The sequence below is a fragment of the Streptomyces sp. NPDC044106 genome (assembly GCF_056433985.1).
The window spans coordinates 48,049-66,118 of the sequence record NZ_JBWKFZ010000019.1 but is presented as its reverse complement, the minus strand read 5'-3'; the positions used below and the strand labels follow the sequence as shown (position 1 = coordinate 66,118).

At 72.1% G+C, this 18,070-nt stretch carries 16 protein-coding genes and 1 riboswitch; of the genes, 5 read left to right on the top strand and 11 right to left on the bottom strand.

Annotation, left to right across the window (positions count from 1 at the left end; all coding sequences use genetic code 11):
* Positions 1-203 precede the first annotated feature (203 nt).
* A complete protein-coding gene (locus AC07DI_RS30225) occupies positions 204-2,135 on the top strand; it encodes an AAA family ATPase (protein WP_384258054.1) in 1,932 nt (643 codons plus the stop codon).
* Positions 2,136-2,425: 290 nt separating this feature from the next.
* Here the strand turns inward: AC07DI_RS30225 and AC07DI_RS30220 are convergent, their stop codons facing one another.
* The 10 genes from AC07DI_RS30220 to ribD form a co-directional block, all read right to left on the bottom strand.
* Positions 2,426-3,511 (bottom strand): hemolysin family protein, encoded by a 1,086-nt coding sequence (locus tag AC07DI_RS30220; protein WP_478907356.1) that lies wholly within the window; start codon positions 3,509-3,511, stop codon positions 2,426-2,428.
* Positions 3,508-4,863, bottom strand: a complete 1,356-nt coding sequence (locus AC07DI_RS30215; RefSeq protein WP_384258049.1) for a hemolysin family protein — start codon at positions 4,861-4,863, stop codon at positions 3,508-3,510. The genes AC07DI_RS30220 and AC07DI_RS30215 overlap by 4 nt, the downstream gene beginning before the upstream one ends.
* A gap of 203 nt (positions 4,864-5,066) precedes the next feature.
* The gene (locus AC07DI_RS30210; protein WP_478907354.1) at positions 5,067-5,516 is read right to left on the bottom strand and encodes a PH domain-containing protein; all 450 of its coding nucleotides are present in this window, start codon (positions 5,514-5,516) and stop codon (positions 5,067-5,069) included.
* 21 nt (positions 5,517-5,537) lie between these two features.
* Entirely contained in the window at positions 5,538-6,386 is an 849-nt protein-coding gene (gene hisG / locus AC07DI_RS30205; protein ID WP_384258045.1) for an ATP phosphoribosyltransferase, read from the bottom strand.
* Between the two features lie 51 nt (positions 6,387-6,437).
* Positions 6,438-6,710: a phosphoribosyl-ATP diphosphatase gene (locus AC07DI_RS30200; RefSeq protein ID WP_165257686.1), complete on the bottom strand. Its 273-nt coding sequence runs from the start codon at positions 6,708-6,710 to the stop codon at positions 6,438-6,440.
* A gap of 35 nt (positions 6,711-6,745) precedes the next feature.
* Complete coding sequence (gene ribH, locus AC07DI_RS30195) at positions 6,746-7,231, bottom strand: 6,7-dimethyl-8-ribityllumazine synthase (protein WP_384258041.1); 486 nt, start codon at positions 7,229-7,231, stop codon at positions 6,746-6,748.
* Positions 7,232-7,266: 35 nt separating this feature from the next.
* Entirely contained in the window at positions 7,267-8,556 is a 1,290-nt protein-coding gene (locus tag AC07DI_RS30190; protein ID WP_384258039.1) for a bifunctional 3,4-dihydroxy-2-butanone-4-phosphate synthase/GTP cyclohydrolase II, read from the bottom strand.
* Positions 8,553-9,140: a nicotinamide mononucleotide transporter family protein gene (locus tag AC07DI_RS30185; protein WP_384258102.1), complete on the bottom strand. Its 588-nt coding sequence runs from the start codon at positions 9,138-9,140 to the stop codon at positions 8,553-8,555. The genes AC07DI_RS30190 and AC07DI_RS30185 overlap by 4 nt, the downstream gene beginning before the upstream one ends.
* 56 nt (positions 9,141-9,196) lie before the next feature.
* Positions 9,197-9,811: a riboflavin synthase gene (locus AC07DI_RS30180; RefSeq protein WP_478907350.1), complete on the bottom strand. Its 615-nt coding sequence runs from the start codon at positions 9,809-9,811 to the stop codon at positions 9,197-9,199.
* Between the two features lies 1 nt (position 9,812).
* Positions 9,813-10,871: a bifunctional diaminohydroxyphosphoribosylaminopyrimidine deaminase/5-amino-6-(5-phosphoribosylamino)uracil reductase RibD gene (ribD, locus tag AC07DI_RS30175; protein WP_478907442.1), complete on the bottom strand. Its 1,059-nt coding sequence runs from the start codon at positions 10,869-10,871 to the stop codon at positions 9,813-9,815.
* Between the two features lie 212 nt (positions 10,872-11,083).
* A riboswitch (FMN riboswitch) is annotated at positions 11,084-11,214 on the bottom strand.
* A 258-nt stretch (positions 11,215-11,472) separates the two neighbouring features.
* On the opposite strand from ribD, the gene AC07DI_RS30170 reads away from it, so the two are divergent.
* The 3 genes from AC07DI_RS30170 to AC07DI_RS30160 are packed head-to-tail and all read left to right on the top strand — an operon-like array spanning position 11,473 to position 15,537.
* Positions 11,473-13,806 (top strand): chitinase C-terminal domain-containing protein, encoded by a 2,334-nt coding sequence (locus AC07DI_RS30170; protein WP_478907348.1) that lies wholly within the window; start codon positions 11,473-11,475, stop codon positions 13,804-13,806.
* A 55-nt stretch (positions 13,807-13,861) separates the two neighbouring features.
* Entirely contained in the window at positions 13,862-14,755 is an 894-nt protein-coding gene (locus AC07DI_RS30165; protein WP_478907346.1) for an RNA polymerase sigma-70 factor, read from the top strand.
* 35 nt (positions 14,756-14,790) lie between these two features.
* Positions 14,791-15,537 carry an SDR family oxidoreductase gene (locus AC07DI_RS30160; protein WP_384258030.1) on the top strand — a complete coding sequence of 249 codons (747 nt, stop codon included), beginning with the start codon at positions 14,791-14,793 and terminating at the stop codon, positions 15,535-15,537.
* Between the two features lie 48 nt (positions 15,538-15,585).
* Here AC07DI_RS30160 and AC07DI_RS30155 read toward each other — a convergent pair whose 3' ends face one another.
* Complete coding sequence (locus AC07DI_RS30155) at positions 15,586-16,761, bottom strand: ROK family transcriptional regulator (protein WP_478907344.1); 1,176 nt, start codon at positions 16,759-16,761, stop codon at positions 15,586-15,588.
* 97 nt (positions 16,762-16,858) lie between these two features.
* On the opposite strand from AC07DI_RS30155, the gene AC07DI_RS30150 reads away from it, so the two are divergent.
* The gene (locus AC07DI_RS30150) at positions 16,859-18,070 is read left to right on the top strand and encodes an MFS transporter (RefSeq protein ID WP_384258026.1); all 1,212 of its coding nucleotides are present in this window, start codon (positions 16,859-16,861) and stop codon (positions 18,068-18,070) included.

The window sequence follows — 18,070 nt, the reverse complement described above, 5'->3', positions numbered from 1 at the left end:
GCCGATCTCCCGGTGCGGCACCCTACGGCCGACCGCTCCTTCGCAGGTACGATGCGTATCGGTGCGCCTTTTCGGACGGCTGCTCTGCGCATCGAGGCAACTCCCGTCCGCAGCACAGTGGTTCAGCGCAGTGGTTCAGCGCAGTCGCCGGCGGGCACCGGTCCGGCGGTACGCAAACGGGGGCACGGTTTGTGGGGGACCTGATGGACTTCGACGCGGTGGGTTCACCCGCCCCGGCCGACCTCGCCTGGCTGCGGGGCGTCGACGCCTACACCATGGGCGCCTATCCGCAGGCGGAGGACGAGTTCCGGACGGCGGTGCGGATGGATCCCGGGATGGCCGACGGCTGGCTCGGGCTGCACGCGCTGCGCATCGACACGACGACGGCGCTGCTGCGGATGTTCCAGCACCGGGACCGCTTCGGCGAGCAGCGCACCCGGCACGCGCGCGCCCTCAACTCCTGGTACTGGCTGGGCTGGTGGGTACAGCCCGTCCTGGAGAGCACCCGCGATCTGCTGCTCGCGCACGCCTCGCACTGGCTGGACGGCCGTCATGTCCCCGAGCTGGACCGGGCGTTGGCGGGCCTGCCGCCGGTCGACGCCGATCCGCAGGTGCGCTTCCTGCACGCCTGCCGCTCCTACCTGGTCAAGGACTGGGAGCAGTTGGTGCGGCACACGGACCCGCTGATCGACGATCCGATGCTGGGCATCGAGGCCGGGCTCTTCGGCGGCATGGCACGGGTGCGCCTGGAGACGTACGGCCAGGCCGAGCCGCTCCTGTCCGCCGCCCTGATGCGCTGCCGCAGCGAGCAGCCGCAGCGCAAGGAGCTGCGCTACTGGCTGGCCCGCGCGCACGAGGGCACAGGACGCTCGGCGGCGGCCCTGCCGCTGTACCGCGCGGTGCACCGGGTCGACGCCTCCTTCATGGACACCTCGGCGCGGCTCGCGGCCATCGCCGAGGGCGACGGGTACGACGAGGCGGCCGATCTCGCCGCCGCGATCAGTCTGACCGGGGCGGGCCAGGACATGCTGGAGGGGCCCGACGGCATCGACACGCTGTTCGGCACGGAGGGGCGCGACGTACGGGTCACCGGACCCGAAACGCCCTCCGCCGGCGGCCCTTCGGCGCCCGGCGGCCCCGGTGCTCCAGGTACCCCGGGGGCTCCCGGCGCCTCCGGCCCCTCCGAGACCGACGCCGTGCGCGAGAAGGCGATCATCCCGGTCAAGCCGGGCCCCGCGCAGCTGCCGCCGGGCCCCACCGATCCCGCGCTCCTTGAGGCCGCGCTCTCCGAGCTGGAGGGCATGGTGGGCATGGAGCCGGTGAAGCGCCAGGTCAAGGCGCTCTCCGCGCAGCTGAACATGGCGCGCCTGCGCGCCGCCCGGGGCCTTCCCGTGCAGCCGCCGAAACGACACTTCGTCTTCTCGGGCCCCTCGGGCACCGGCAAGACGACCGTGGCCCGCATCCTCGGCCGCGTCTTCTACGCGCTCGGCCTGCTCGGCGGCGACCACCTGGTCGAGGCGCAACGCGCCGATCTGGTCGGTGAGTACCTGGGCCAGACCGCCGTGAAGGCCAACGAGCTGATCGACTCGGCGATCGGCGGCGTCCTCTTCGTCGACGAGGCGTACTCGCTCTCCAACTCCGGCTACGGCAAGGGCGACGCGTACGGCGACGAGGCCCTGCAGGTCCTCCTCAAGCGCGCCGAGGACAACCGCGACCACCTCGTCGTGATCCTCGCGGGCTACCCCGAGGGCATGGACCGGCTGCTCGCCGCCAACCCCGGGCTCTCCTCGCGCTTCACGACCCGCGTCGACTTCCCCTCGTACCGCCCGCTCGAACTGACCGCCATCGGCGAGGTCCTGGCGGCCGACAACGGCGACGTGTGGGACGAGGAGGCCCTTGAGGAACTGCGCTCCATCAGCGGGCACGTCGTCGACCAGGCCTGGATCGACGAGCTCGGCAACGGCCGCTTCCTGCGCACGCTGTACGAGAAGAGCTGCGCCTACCGCGATCTGCGGCTCTCCGGCTACCCCGGCGAGCCGAGCCGCACCGATCTGTCGACGCTGCGGCTGCCCGACCTGATGCAGGCGTACGGGGAGGTGCTGTCGGGGCGGGGGCCGGACACCCCGGGCCTCTGACCCGTGCGGCCCGGCCTCCGACCCGCGCGGCGCCGCCCCGCACCCGACACACGTACCGCTCCCCGCTCAGGCTCTCAGAGCCTGTCTTCGAACCCCCGCCTGCGCCCCGACGCCCGGCACGCACGCTCGGCGCACGGAGCCCCAGGATAGGTGGCTCCGCCACATGACCTGGAACTCCGCACTCCGATCGCACGCTTCCCCAAGCTCTCGGCTCCGCTCGAGCAGGGGAGGCCCCAATCCACCGCTGCGCCCGCGCTTCGCGCGGACGACGGGGGTTCAAAGACAGGCTCTCAGCCCACCGGGCTGGCTGCCAGCGAGGCGCCCCGGCTCTCCTCCGGTGGGGTCCGCTGCACCGTGATCCGGTGCGCCGGGTCGCGGACCTCGCCGACCAGGAGCTCCAGGACGTCCTCCAGGGCGACCAGGCCGAGCACCCTGCCGGACGCGTCGGCGACCTGCGCCAGATGCGTCGCGGCGTGCCGCATCACGGTCAGGGCGTCGTCCAGCGGGAGCTCCGACCGCAGCGTGGTCATCGGCCGCCACACCTGCTGCGGCACGGCGCGGTCGGTGTCCTCCAGGTCCAGTACGTCCTTGACGTGGAGGTAGCCCATGAAGGCGCCGTTCTCCGCGCGGACCGGGAAGCGGGAGTAGCCGGTGCGGCCGGTGAGCTCGATGACGCGGGCCGGGGTCACCGAGGGACCCACGGTCACCAGGGACGCCCGGTCGAGCAGGACGTCGGTGACCGGGCGCGAGCCGAGCTCCAGGGCGTCCTCCAGGCGCTCCTGCTCGACGGGGTCGAGCAGTCCCGCCTGGCCGGAGTCCTCGACGAGGCGGCCCAGCTGCACGCTGGTGAACACCGCCTCGACCTCGTCCTTGGGCTCCACCTTGAAGAGCCGCAGGACGACCCGGGCGCACGCCCCGAGCGCCACGGTCACCGGACGGCACAGCCGCGCGAAGGCGACCAGGCCGGGGCTGAACCAGAGAGCGGTCTTCTCGGGGGCCGCCATCGCGAGGTTCTTCGGGACCATCTCGCCGATCACGAGGTGGAGGGAGACGACGACGGCGAGCGCGATCACGTAGCCGAGCGGGTGGATCATGCCCTCGGGCAGGCGGGCCGTCTCGAAGACCGGCTCCAGGAGATGGGCGACGGTCGGTTCGGCGACGGCGCCGAGCGTCAGCGAGCAGACGGTGATGCCGAACTGGGCCGCCGCCATCATCTGCGGCAGGTGCTCAAGACCGTAGAGGACCTGGCGGGCCCGCTTGGTCTCCAGGGGCTCGATCTGGCTGCGGCGCACGGAGACGAGCGCGAACTCCGCGCCCACGAAGAAGCCGTTGGCGAGCACCAGCAGGAGAGCGAAGAGGAGTTGCAGCAGGCTCATCGCACGGCCTCCGCGGCCGTCGCGCCCGCGGCCCGGACGGCACCGGCCTCCTGGACGCGTACGAGACGCACCCGCTCCGCGCGGTAGTGCCCGACCTGGCGCACCGAGAGCCGCCAGCCCGGGAGTTCGGCCCGGTCGCCGGGGGCCGGGATGCGGCCGAGCAGATCGGCGACGAGTCCCGCCACGGTCTCGTACGGGCCCTCGGGCACGTCGAGGCCGATGCGCTGGAGTGTGTCGACCCGGCAGCTGCCGTCGGCGTCCCACGCGGGGCCGCCGTCCTCGGCCGGCGCCGCGCAGAGCTCGGGCAGGTCGAAGCGGTCGTGCTCGTCGCGGACCTCGCCGACGAGTTCCTCGACGATGTCCTCCAGGGTGACGACGCCCGCCGTGCCGCCGTACTCGTCGACGACCACGGCTATCGGCTGCTCGCTGCGCAGCCGCTCCAGGAGAGGCTGCACGGGCAGCGTCTCGGGGACGAGCAGGGGGGAGCGCGCGATGCGGCGCACGGGCGTCCTGAGCCGCTCGTGGGCGGCCACCGCGAGGGCGTCCTTGAGGTGCACCATGCCGACGATTTCGTCGATCCGCTCGTTGTAGACCGGGAAGCGGGACAGGCCGGTGGCGCGGGTCAGGTTCACCACGTCCTCGGCGGTCGCCGAGGACTGCAGCGCGCTGACCTTCACGCGCGGCGTCATGACGTGCTGCGCGGTCAGCTCGCCCAGCGAGAGGGTGCGCACGAACAGGTCGGCGGTGTCCTGCTCCAGGGCGCCGGCCTGGGCCGAGTGCCGGGCAAGGGAGACCAGTTCGCCGGGGGTGCGGGCCGAGGCGAGCTCCTCCGCGGGTTCGACGCCGAGGGTGCGCACCAGCCGGTTGGCCACGGCGTTCAGGAGGGCGATCACGGGCCGGAAGAGCCGCGCGAAGGCGTGCTGCGGGCCCGCGACGAACCGCGCGACCTGCAGCGGCCTCGACACCGCCCAGTTCTTGGGCACGAGCTCGCCGATCACCATCTGCACGGCGGACGCGAGCAGCATGCCGACCACCACGGAGACACCGCCGACGCCGCCCTCGGGGACGCCGGCCGCCTCGAAGGGGCCCGCGAGCAGGCGCGCGAGGGCCGGTTCGGCGAGCATGCCGACGACGAGCGAGGTGATGGTGATGCCGAGCTGGGTGCCGGAGAGCTGGAAGGACAGCTCCTTGAGGGCGCTGACGACCGTACGGGCCCGTCGGTCGCCGTCGGCCGCGGCCTTCTCCGCCTCCGGCCGCTCGACGGTGACGAGACCGAACTCGGCCGCCACGAAGAAGCCGTTGGCGAGAATCAGCAGGAATGCCGCCCCGAGAAGCAGCAGGGGCACTGTCATGCCGCCGCCTCTCCGGTCGTGCCGGTCCCGGTGTGCCGGGAGGGGGCGGCGCAGGTACTACAGGACGATCCGTCCATCGCCGGAGGGAGTCACTCCTCGGGTAGCAGGAGCCCCGGGCCGGGCGGGCCCGTAGGGGGCGGGGCGGCGCACCGTGCGCGTCCCGCAACCAGATTAATCAAGACCGGCGGCGGAACGTCCAGGGCCTACTTCTCCTGGGCCGTACGGGCGTCGGCGAGCGCGCTCAGGGCGCGGGCGTCGGCGACGGCCTGCCGCTTGGCGATGCCGGGCTGGATGCCCATGGCGGGCAGGCTGGTGCCGTCGCTGAGGTTCAGGAACACCCAGGGGTCGCCGGGGCGGAGGTTGACCTGCACGATCTCGGCCCAGGCGAGGCGGCGGCTGGTCGCGATGTTGACGACGGTGACGCCGGACTCGTCGGCGACGACCTTGGGCCTGCTGAGCAGCACGAGGACGCCGAGGAGCAGCGCGCCGGTGAAGACGAAGCTGGACCGCTCCCCCGGGCTGAGCGCGGGCAGCAGGAACGCGATCGCCGTGATCACCACGAAGATCGCGACGCCCGCGGTGAGCAGGACGGCCCGGGTCCGCGTCGGCCGGAAGGTGACGGGCAGGGCGGGGAGAGCGGGAACGTCAGACATGAGGCGGGGGCTCCGGCCGGGTCAGAGGCGGCAGGCGTGGATGGCCGTGGTCAGGATGGCCCGCGCGCCGATGGCGTACAGGTCGTCCATGATCCGCTGGGCCTCCTTGGCGGGGACCATGGAGCGGACGGCGACCCAGCCCTCGTTGTGCAGCGGGGAGATCGTCGGCGACTCGAGGCCGGGGGTGAGGGCGACGGCCTGCTCCAGGTGCTCGGCGCGGCAGTCGTAGTCCATCATCACGTACGCCCTGGCGACCAGGACGCCCTGGAGGCGGCGCAGGAACTGCTGGACCTTCGGGTCGTCGCCGTCCGCGCCGGTGCGCCGGATGACGACCGCCTCGGAGCGCATGATCGGCTCGCCGAAGACTTCGAGACCGGCGTTGCGCAGGGAGGTGCCGGTCTCCACGACGTCCGCGATGACCTGGGCGACGCCCAGCTCGATGGCGGTCTCGACGGCGCCGTCCAGGTGCACGACGGCGGCGTCGACGCCCTTCTCGGCGAGGTGCTTGGCGACGATGCCCTCGTAGGAGGTGGCGACGGTCTTGCCCGACAGGTCCTCGATGCCGCTCGCCGTGCCCGGCTTCGCGGCGAAGCGGAAGGTGGAGCGGGCGAAGCCGAGCGGCAGGATCGTCTCGGCGTCGGCGCCGGAGTCGATCAGCAGGTCCTGGCCGGTGATGCCGATGTCGAGGCGGCCGGTCGCGACGTAGATCGCGATGTCCTTGGGCCGCAGGTAGAAGAACTCGACCTCGTTCACGGGGTCGACGAGGACGAGCTCCTTGGACTCCTTGCGCTGCTGGTATCCGGCCTCATGGAGCATCGCCGACGCAGGTCCGGACAGTGAACCCTTGTTGGGGACGGCGATGCGCAGCATGAGGTCAGCTTCCTTAACTGGTGGGTTACGGGGACGAGTCGAGCGTACGGCTCAGAGGTGGGCGTAGACGTCGTCGAGGGAGATGCCGCGGGCGACCATCATCACCTGCACGTGGTAGAGCAGCTGCGAGATCTCCTCGGCGGCGGCTTCCTTGCCCTCGTACTCGGCGGCCATCCAGACCTCGGCGGCCTCCTCGACGACCTTCTTGCCGATGGCATGGACGCCCTTGCCGACCAGCTCGGCGGTGCGGGAGGACGCGGGGTCGCCGTTGGCGGCCTTGTGCTGGAGCTCGGTGAAGAGCTCCTCGAAAGTCTTCTTGGACATGATGGTCGCCACTCTACGCGGCAGGACGGTCCCCCTCAGCGCCAGGGTTCGGAGACGGACCGCAGCGTGGTGGCGGTGGCCACGGCCGCGGTGACCGCCTCGTGGCCCTTGTCCTCGCGGGAGCCCTCGATGCCCGCGCGGTCCAGTGCCTGGTCCTCGGTGTCGCAGGTCAGCACGCCGAAGCCGATCGGGACCCCGGTGTCGACGGAGACCTGGGTGAGGCCCTGCGTGACGCCCTGGCACACGTACTCGAAGTGCGGGGTGCCGCCGCGGATGACGACGCCGAGCGCGACGATCGCGTCGTAGCCGCGGCCCGCGAGGACCTTGGCGACTACGGGCAGCTCGAAGCTGCCGGGCACGCGGAGCACGGTGGGCTCGCTGATGCCGAGTTCGGTCAGGGCGCGCAGGGCGCCGTCGACCAGGCCGTCCATGACCTTCTCGTGCCACTGTGCGGCGATCACCGCGACCCGCAGGTCGCCGCAGTTCTTCACGCTCAGTTCGGGTGCACCCTTGCCGCTCACGCGCTTCTCCTTCAGATCCTCTGGCCGTGTCGGTGTTACTGGTTGCCGCAGGCGGACACTTCGGTGGCGTCCAGCCAGGGCAGGTCGTGCCCCATCCGGTCCCGCTTGGTGCGCAGGTACCGGAGATTGTGTTCGCCGGCCTCGACGGGCATGGGCTCGCGCCCGGTGACCTTCAGGCCGTGCCGCAGGACCGCGTCGGTCTTGTCGGGGTTGTTGGTCATCAGCCGTACGCCGCGTACGCCGAGGTCGCGCAGGATCTGCGCGCCCGCGCCATAGTCCCGGGAGTCGGCGGGCAGGCCGAGCTCCAGGTTGGCGTCGAGGGTGTCGCTGCCGCGCTCCTGGAGTTCGTACGCGCGCAGCTTGGAGAGCAGGCCGATGCCGCGTCCCTCGTGGCCGCGCAGGTAGACCACGACGCCGCGCCCCTCGTCGGTGATGCGCCGCATGGACGCCTCCAGCTGCGGGCCGCAGTCGCAGCGCAGGGAGTGGAAGACGTCGCCGGTCAGGCATTCGGAGTGGAGGCGGGCGAGGACGTCCTCGCCGTCGCCGAGGTCGCCGTGGACGAGCGCGACGTGCTCGACGCCGTCGACGGTGGAGCGGTAGCCGTAGGCGGTGAAGTCGCCGAAGGCGGTCGGAAGGCGGACCTCCGCCTCGCGGCGGACGGTGGGCTCCGAGGAGCGGCGGTAGGCGATCAGGTCCTCGATGGAGATGATCGTCAGGCCGTGCTTGCGGGCGAAGGGGACCAGCTCGGGCAGGCGGAGCATCTTCCCGTCCTCGCCGGCGATCTCCACGATGGCACCGGCGGGGCGCAGGCCCGCGAGGCGGGCGAGGTCGACGGCGGCCTCGGTGTGGCCGTTGCGCGCAAGGACGCCGCCGGGCTTGGCGCGCAGCGGGAAGATGTGGCCGGGGCGCACGAAGTCGTCGGCTTCGGCGCCGCCCGAGGCGAGTAGCTGGAGGGTGGTGGCGCGGTCGGCGGCGGAGATGCCGGTGCTGACGCCGTGCGCGGCGGTCGCGTCGACGGAGACGGTGAAGGCGGTGCTCATCGACTCGGTGTTGTGCTCGACCATCTGCGGGAGGCGGAGCCGGTCGAGTTCGAGGGGCTCCATCGGCGCGCAGATCAGGCCGCGGCACTCGCTCATCATGAACGCGACGATCTCGGGGGTCGCCTTCTCGGCGGCGATGACGAGGTCGCCCTCGTTCTCGCGGTCCTCGTCGTCGACGACCACGACGGGGCGGCCTGCCGCGATGTCGCGGATGGCCAGCTCCACCGGGTCGAGGGAGAGGTCTTCGGTCGGGTCGGTGGTGTACCAGATCGGTGCCGCGCTCATGCCGGGGCTCCTTCCATGACGGGCCGCGAGGCCGCCGCGCGGGAGCGCAGCCACCAGTCGCGCATGCCCCAGAGGACGAGGGCGAGGTAGACGACGTACACGAGGCCGGAGAAGGCCAGGCCGCTGCTGAAGGCGAGCGGTACGCCCACCACGTCGACGAGCAGCCAGGCGAACCAGAACTCGACGAGCCCGCGGGCCTGGGCGACCATCGCGGCGAGCGTGCCGACGAAGATGTAGGCGTCCGGCCAGGGGTTCCAGGACAGGTCGGGGACGGCGCTGAACAGCGCGCCGACCGCGAGCGTGCCGACGGCGGTGCCCGCGAGCAGGACGCCCCGCTCCTTCCAGGTGGCGAAGCGGATGGCGATGGAGCCGTCCTGCGCCTGCTGCCTGCCGCGCGTCCACTGCCGCCAGCCCCACACCGCGACGCCGATGACGAGGAGCTGCTTGCCGACACCGCCGGACAGCTGGGCGGACGCGTACGCGGCGACGAGGATGACACCGGAGAGGAACTGGGCGGGCCAGGTCCATATCGAGCGCCGCCAGCCGAGCGCGAGGGCGATCAGGCCGACGGTGTTGCCGATCATGTCGGACCACAGGATGTGCTGGTCGAAGGCCGTGAAGGCTTCGGCGTTGAGCCAGTTCACTTGGCGGCCTCCTGAGCCGGGACCCGGTCGCCGAGCAGGCGCTCGACGTACTTGGCAATGATGTCGACCTCGAGGTTGACCGGGTCGCCGGGCTGCTTGATGCCGAGCGTGGTCAGCGCGAGGGTGGTGGGGATGAGGCTGATGGTGAAGTAGTCGGGGCCCGCGTCGACGACGGTGAGGCTGACGCCGTCGACGGTGATGGAACCCTTCTCGACGACGTAGCGGGACAGGTCGGCGGGGAGCGAGATCTTGACGATCTCCCAGTTCTCGGAAGGTTTGCGCTCGACGATCTCGCTCGTTCCGTCGACGTGGCCCTGCACGATGTGGCCGCCGAGGCGCGCGCCGACCGAGGTGGGTCGCTCCAGGTTGACGCGGGAGCCGACGGTGAGCGCGCCGAGGCTGGAGCGGTTCAGGGTCTCGGCCATCACGTCGGCGGTGAACTCCTCGCCCTCGTGCTCCACGACGGTCAGGCAGACGCCGTTGACGGCGATGGAGTCGCCGTGCCGCGCGCCCTCGGTGACGACGGGGCCGCGCAGCCGGAAGCGGGAGGCGTCGGGGAGGTTCTCGACGGCGGTGATCTCGCCCAGCTCTTCGACGATTCCGGTGAACACTTCAGTGCTCCTTCGTTGCGGGGGTCGCGGTGATGCGCAGGTCGGGGCCGAGGCGGACGGTGTCGCGCACGTCGAGCCGCAACGCTTCGGTGATGGTGGTGATTCCGCCGCCGGTCAGGGCGGCGGGGCCCGCGCCGAGCAGGACGGGGGCGAGGTAGCCGACGACGCGGTCGACGGCGCCCGCGGCGACGAAGGCCCCGGCGAGCGTCGGGCCGCCTTCGAGGAGGACGGAGCGCACGCCGCGCGCGTGGAGCGCGTCGAGGAGGGCCGGGATCGCCAACCCTCCCTCGGCGCGGGGCAGCCGGACGGTCTGCGCCTCTTCGTACGCGGGAGTGACGTCCTCGGCGACGGCGATCAGCGTGGGCGCCGCGTCGTCCAGGACGCGGGCGCCGGGCGCGACGGCCGTGCCGTTGGTGTCGACGACGACCCGCAGCGGCTGTACGGCGCCGTCGACGCCCCGCGCGGCGAGGTGCGGGTCGTCGGCGTGCTGGGTGCCGGAGCCGACGACGACGGCGTCGCACTCGGCGCGCAGCCGGTGCACGTCGGCGCGGGCCTCTGCGGAGGTGATCCAGCGGCTCGTGCCGTCGGCGGCGGCGGTGCGGCCGTCGAGCGTGGCGGCGTACTTCCAGGTGACGTGGGGACGGCCGAGCCGTACGGAGGTCAGCCAGGCGGCGTTCCCCTCGGCGGCCTCGGCCTCCAGGAGGCCCTGCTCCACGGAGATCCCGGCCGCCCGCAGGGTCTGCGCGCCGCCGGTCGCGGCGGGGTTCGGATCGGCGACGGCGTAGCGGACGCGGGCGATTCCGGCGTCGATGAGGGCCTGCGCGCAGGGACCGGTGCGGCCGGTGTGGTTGCAGGGTTCGAGGGTGACGAGTGCGGTGCCGCCGCGGGCCCGTTCGCCGGCCGCGCGCAGCGCGTTCACCTCGGCGTGCGGGCCGCCCGCGCGCTGGTGCCAGCCCTCGCCGACGGGTTCGCCCGCGGCGTCGAGGACGACACAGCCGACGACGGGGTTGGGGCTGGTGGAGCCGAGTCCGTGCGCGGCCAGCGTGATGGCACGCTGCATCGCGGCTGTTTCGGCTGCGGCGGTCGCCACCGGGTCCTCCTGCCTCTTCGGGCACGGACTCCGGGGCCTGTCGATGACGACAGAACGTACGGGCGACGACACCTGTGGCAACGCCGACGCCGAATGGACACGTGTCCCGGGAAAATCCGGGAACCGTTCCTGGCAACGCCAGGAACGAGCCAACTACGACGGCGTGCAAAGATGCCCGCCCGCCGCGCACTGCCTCCCATCCGGACTTTCACCGTCGGTCCAGGAATTTCACCTGGTCAACCGGCCGCTGGAGGCGGCCGGGTCGCGGACTGTAACCGCCGGTTCGGAATTACACCGACCCCGGAGTGCGCTGCTTCTGGTACGAGGCCAGTGTGCCATGGCCGGTAGCGGGCCATACGGGCGACCGCCTGTGGCCTGGATCACAGATCCATCATTCAACCAACTTGGTCCAGACCTATTGACGCACTGGTCTAGTCCTCTTAATCTCTGCGTCACCTCAGAGGGAGCCGGAGCCAACGGTGTGCGCACACCGGGCCCCGGAACGATTCACATCTTTGCCAGTTGTGTTGTTCCGCCCCGTTCGCACTCCGCACCGTCTCAGGAGGCCCCCTTGCCGTCCCCCAACCGCGCGAGACCCACGTTGCTCGCGTCCGGCGCCGCCGTCGCCGGGATGCTGCTCGGGCTGGTCTCCGGCGGCGCCTCGCCCGCCTCCGCCGCCGACGACGCGTCCTGCCGCCCCGACGGCCTCTACCGGACGCCCGGCGTGAACGTCCCCTACTGCTCCGTCTACGACGGCGAAGGACGCGAGAAGATGGGCGCCGACCACCAGCGGCGCGTCATCGGCTACTTCACCGGCTGGCGCACCGGCAAGAACGGCGAGCCCGCCTACCTCGCCTCCGACATCCCGTGGGACAAGGTCACCCACGTCAACTACGCCTTCGGCCACGTCGACAAGGACAACAAGCTCTCCGTCGGCTCCGACAGCGCCACGAACGCCGCCACCGGCATGACCTGGCCCGGCGTCGCGGGCGCCGAGATGGACCCGGCGCTGCCCTACAAGGGCCACTTCAACCTGCTCAACAAGTTCAAGAAGCAGCACCCGAACGTCAAGACGCTGATATCCGTGGGCGGCTGGGCCGAGACCGGCGGGTACTTCGGCGACGACGGCAAGCGGGTGAACTCCGGCGGCTTCTACTCGATGGCCACCAACGCCGACGGCTCGGTGAACCAGGCGGGCATCGACACCTTCGCCGACTCGGCGGTCTCCTTCATCAAGAAGTACGGCTTCAACGGCGTCGACATCGACTACGAGTACCCCACCTCGATGAAGGACGCGGGCAACCCGCTCGACTACTCCCTCTCCAACGCCCGCCGCGGTGGGCTCGTCAAGGGCTACGCGGCGCTCATGAAGTCCCTGCGCCAGAAGCTCGACAGCGCGGGCGCGGCCGACGGCAAGCACTACATGCTGACCGTCGCGGCCCCCTCGTCCGGCTATCTGCTGCGCGGCATGGAGACCTTCCAGGTCCAGAAGTATCTGGACTACGTCAACATCATGTCCTACGACCTGCACGGCGCCTGGAACGAGTACGTCGGCCCCAACGCCTCGCTCTTCGACGACGGCGAGGACGCCGAGCTCGCGGCCGCGAACGTGTACGGCTCCCAGCAGTACGGCGGCATCGGGTACCTCAACACCGACTGGGCGTACCACTACTTCCGCGGCTCGATGCCCGCGGGACGCATCAACATCGGCCTGCCGTACTACACCCGCGGCTTCAAGAACGTGCAGGGCGGTACCGACGGGCTGTGGGGCAAGGCCGCCGCGACGAGCTGTCCCGCGGGATCGGGCCTGACCAAGTGCGGTGACGGCGCGGTCGGCATCGACAACCTCTGGCACGACAAGGACGACAACGGCAAGGAGTCCCCGGCGGGCTCCAACCCGATGTGGCACGCCAAGAACCTGGAGAAGGGGATCGTCGGCGACTACGTCACCAAGTACGGCTTTCCCGCCGACACCAGGCTGACCGGCACCTACGCCCGCAAGTACAGCTCCTCGCTCGTCGCGCCCTGGCTGTGGAACGCCGACAAGAAGGTCTTCCTCTCCACGGAGGACGAGGAGTCGGTGGCGAAGAAGGCCGACTACGTCGTCGACCGGGGCATCGGCGGCACGATGGTCTGGGAGATGGCGGGCGACTACCGGTGGAACGCCGCCAAGGGCCAGTACGAGATGGGTGACACGCTCACCTCGCTGATGCACGACAAGTTCAAGGCCGCGAAGCCGTACGGCGCCAAGGTCTCGAACAAGGAACTGCCCACCAAGGCCGTCGACATCGGGGTGGAGTTCGGGGACTTCAAGCTGGGCGACTCCAACTACCCGATCACGCCCAAGGTGAAGATCACCAACAACACGAAGACCGCGCTGCCCGGCGGCACGGAGTTCCAGTTCGACTACTCCACCTCGGCCCCCGGCAACGCCTCCGACCAGTCGGGCTTCGGCACCAAGGTGATCAGCAGCGACCACACCGGCAGCAACGCGGGCGGGCTGAAGGGCGACTTCCACCGCGTCTCGCTGAAGCTGCCCGCCTGGCAGTCGCTGGCACCCGGCGCCTCCGTGGACCTCTCCTTCAACTACTACCTGCCGACGTCCACGCCGTGGAACTGGACGGTGAACATCAGCGGCACGACGTACGCGCTCGCCGGTGACCTGGCGCGCGGCACCACCCCCGTCGAGCCGGGCGGCACCGGTCCGACCGACCCGCCAGGGCCGACCGACCCGCCGGGTCCTGGCACGTGCACGGCCCCCGCGTGGAGTGCATCGGCCGAGTACGGCAGCGGGACCTCCGTCTCCCACAAGTCGCACACCTGGAAGGCGAAGTGGTGGACGAAGGGCGAGGAGCCCGGGGCCGGCGGCGCCTGGGGCGTCTGGCAGGATCTCGGCGCCTGCTGAGCCTCCTTGAGTCTCGTTGAGTGCTCACGCCGCGGGGATTTGGCACCCTGTGGGCGTGAGCACCGCAACGGCACTGGCCGAGGAGTTTGAATCCCACCGCCCCCGGATGTTCGGCCTCGCCTACCGGATACTCGGCTCCGCGCAGGAGGCGGAGGACGCCGTGCAGGACGCGTACCTGCGCTGGAACGGCGCGCGGCGCGCCGACATCGCGCAGCCGGCCGCCTGGCTCGCCAAGACCGTCACCAACCTCTGCCTGACCAGGCTCACCTCGGCCCGCGCCCGCCGCGAACAGTACGTGGGGACGTGGCTGCCCGAGCCGGTCGTCACCTCCGGCGGCACGCTCGGGCCGCTGGAGTCGGCGGAGCAGCGGGAGGCGGTGTCGATGGCGCTGCTCGTCCTCCTTGAGCGGCTCACGCCCAAGGAACGCGCCGTGTACGTGCTGCGGGAGGCGTTCGGGTACAGCCACCGGGAGATCGCGGACGTCCTGACGACGAGCGAGAGCAACTGCCGTCAGCTGTACCGCAGGGCGGCCCGTGCGGTCGCCGACGCGCGGTCCCGCTTCGAGCCGGGGCACGAGCTGCGGCAGAGATTCGTCGAGTCGTTCATCGCGGCGGCCCGCGAGGGGGATGTCGCGGGCCTGGAGCGGATACTGGCCCGCGACGTGACGTGGTGGGGCGACGGTGGCGGCAAGGCGGCCGCGGCCCGCACGCCGATCCTCGGGCGCGAGAACGTCCTGCGCTTCCTGGTCGGCGTGGTCGGGCGGATCGGCGCCGCCTCGGACATCTCGTACGCGGAGGTCAACGGCGCGCCCGCGCTGGTCATGCGTACGGCGGGGCGGATTACGGCCATCGCCGCGTTCGAAGGCGGCGACGGGGTGGTGACCGGAGTACGTTCGGTGGTCAATCCGGACAAGCTGGTGTTCGTGGAGCGCCAACTGGCCGCCGCGTAGCGCCCGCGGCGCCCGTACTGCGAAGGAGCTGTGAGATGACCACGATCCTGGTGACCGGCGGCACCGGCACCCTCGGCCGCCTCGTGACCGAGCGGTTGCGGACGGACGGCCACGAGGTGCGGGTGCTCAGCAGGAACACCCGGCCGTACGCCGTCGACCTGCGCGACGGCGCGGGTCTCGACGCGGCGGTGGCGGGCGTCGACGTCATCGTGCACTGCGCGACCACTCCGCGCGGCGGCGACGAGCAGGCCGCCCGGAACCTGCTCGCGGCGGCACGGAAGGCCGGTGTCGCGCATCTGGTCTACATCTCGATCGTCGGCATCGACCGGGTACCGCTCGGCTACTACAAGTCGAAGCTCGCGGTGGAGCGGCTGATCGAGGACTCCGGGCTCGGCTGGACGGTGCTGCGGACCACGCAGTTCCACGATCTGGTGCTGAGGATCATGGAGGTCTCGGCGAAGCTCCCCGTCATGCTGCTGCCCGCGGGGGTCAGCGACCAGCCGATCGAGGTCGCCGAAGTGGCGGCCCGCCTCGCGGAGCTGGCCGCGGCGCCGCCGGCCGGGCGGGTCGATGACATGGGAGGCCCCGAGGTCCGCACCTTCCCCGAGCTGGCCCGCGCCTATCTGCGGGCGAGCGGCAAGCGGCGCAGGCTGCTTCCGGTGCGGCTCGCGGGCGCGACGTACCGGGCGGCGCGGGCGGGCGGCCATCTGGCCCCGGACCGGGCCGTGGGCAAGGGCACGTTCGAGGAGTACCTGGCGGTGCGGTCGGGCGGGCGGCGGTAGTCCCGCCAGGAACTCCGCGTCCTCAGAGCGCTCGGCGCGCCCCTGGTCTCACCGCCCCGGGCGCGGTCCGAACAGGTCGTCCTGCGCCGCGTCCCGCGCGGCGAGCAGCGCGCCCCGCAGTACCGCGGCGCCGCCGAGCGTGCTCGCGCGCACCTCGGTGCGCAGGGGCGACATGGCGGTGACCCGGGCGCCCACGCGGGTGGCGAGCGCGGTGCCGCCCGCGCGGCCCAGCTCGCCGCCGAGGACGACGCAGCCGGGGTCGAGGATCGCGGCCACCGCGGCGGCGCCGACGGCGATGCGGTCGGCGACGGCGTCGAGGAAGCCGCCCTCATCGGTCTCCACCGCGTGCCGCAGCAGGTCGGCGGCGGACCTGCCGGGCGGGCACAGGCCGTGCTCCGCGCCGAGTTCGCGGAGCGCGGCGGCGCAGGCCAGCGAGTGGAACCCGCCCTCGCAGCCGGTGGCGGAGGGCAGCGAGCCGGTGCCGGGGACCGGCAGGAAGCCGATCTCGCCCGCGCCTCCGGAGGAGCCCCGGCGCAGCACGCCGTCGAGGACGACGGCCGCGCCGACGCCGTCGCCGAGCCAGAGCAGGACGAAGGTGTCCCGGTCGTGCGCGGCGCCGTCGCGCCGTTCGGCGCGGGCCGCGAGGTTGGTCTCGTTCTCCACGAGGACGCGGGCGCCGAGCCGTTCCGTGAGGGTTCCGGCGAGGCGGCGGTGCCAGGCCGGCAGGGCGGTGGTGTCGTGCAGGTCGCCGGTGGCGGGGTCGATGAGGCCCGGGGCGCCGATGCCGACGGTGTGCAGCCGCTGGACGCCGCCCTCGCGGGCCGTCCGCTCGACGAGGGTGACGGCGCGCTCGACGGCGGGGTCCGTGCCGGTGTCGTCACCGATGGGCGCGGAGGCCTCGGCCAGCACCGCGCCGAGCAGATCGGTCACGACGACGGCGACGCCGTCGGTGCGCACGTCGAGCGCGGCGAGGTGGGCGCGGTCGGCGACTATCCCGTACAGCCGGGCGTTCGGGCCGCGCCGCTGGGCACCCGCCTCCCCGACGACGGTGATGAGTCCGGAGCCCTGGAGGCGCTCGACGAGGTCGGCCACCGAGGGCCGCGAAAGGCCGGTGAGCTGCTTCAACTGGTTGGCCGTGAGGGGCCCTTCGCTCTGCAGGAGACCCAGCGCCAGCCGGTCGTTGATGGCCCGGGCGGTACTCGGTGAGGCAGGCGAGACAGACATGGCCGGATCCTCCCACAGAAACGTTCTATTTATCAGGCAGGGTTCCTGATAGTTTACGTCGCCGTATCGGGGCAGCACTCGCGAGGGGCGGAGCAGGATGAGTGAAGTGGTGTACGACAAGCACCGGTTGAGGCAGGCCAGGATCGCCGTGGCGGCCGTCTTCTGCGTGCACGGAGCGGTGACGGGCTCCTTCGCGACCCGGGTGCCCTGGATCCAGGAGCACGCCTCGGTCAGCGCGGGCATGCTCGGTCTCGCCCTCGCCTTCCCGGCGATCGGCGCCTCCCTCGCGATGCCGCTCGCGAGCCGGATCAGCCACCGCTTCGGCGCTCGCAACGCGCTGCGCGCTCTGCTCGCGATGTGGACGACGGCCCTGATCCTGCCCTCACTCGCGCCGAACCTGCTCACGCTCTGCCTGGCACTGTTCGTGTACGGGGCGACCTCGGGCATGTCGGACGTGACGATGAACGCGATCGGCGTCGAGACCGAGACACTGATGCGGAAGTCGATCATGTCGGGGCTGCACGGCATGTGGAGCGTCGGCGCCCTGATCGGCTCCGCGGCAGGCACCGTCGCCGCGCACCTGGGCTCCGACGCCCGCCTGCACCACGCGCTCGCCGCCCTGGCGCTCACCACGATCGGCTTCGTCGCCTGCCGGCGCGTCCTCGACCTCCAGGCGGAACCGGAGGCGGAGACGCCGCCGCGGTTCTCGCTGCCGCCGAAGTCGGCGCTGCTGATCGGCGCCGTCGGCTTCTGCGCGGTCTTCGCGGAGGGCGCGAGCCTGGACTGGTCGGCGGTCTACCTGCGGGACGTCCTGGATACGTCCGCCGGTGCCGCCGCCGCGTGCACCACCGGCTTCACGCTCACCATGGCCGTCGCGCGGCTCGCGGGCGACGCGGTCGTGAACCGGTTCGGCGCGGTGCGCACGGTGCGGGCGGGTGGGGTGCTCGCGGTACTCGGCGGCCTCCTCGTGGTCGTCGCGTCCCACCCGGCCATGGCGATGGGCGGCTTCGCGCTCCTCGGCCTCGGCATCGCGGTGGTGGTGCCGCTGGCCTTCGCCGCGGCCGGGCGCAGCGGTCCCAACCCGAGCCAGGCCATCGCGGGCGTGGCCACCATCACGTACACCTCCGGCCTGATCGCGCCGTCGGCGATCGGCACGCTCGCGGACGCGACGAGCCTGGTGGCCTCCTTCGGCCTGGTGACGCTGCTCGCCTGCGGCCTCACGGTCTTCGCGGGCGTCCTGCGCACGGACGGCCGCAAGGCGGCGCAGGCCGCCCCCGCGGACGCGGCGGCGCCCGGCCCGCGGACCTGA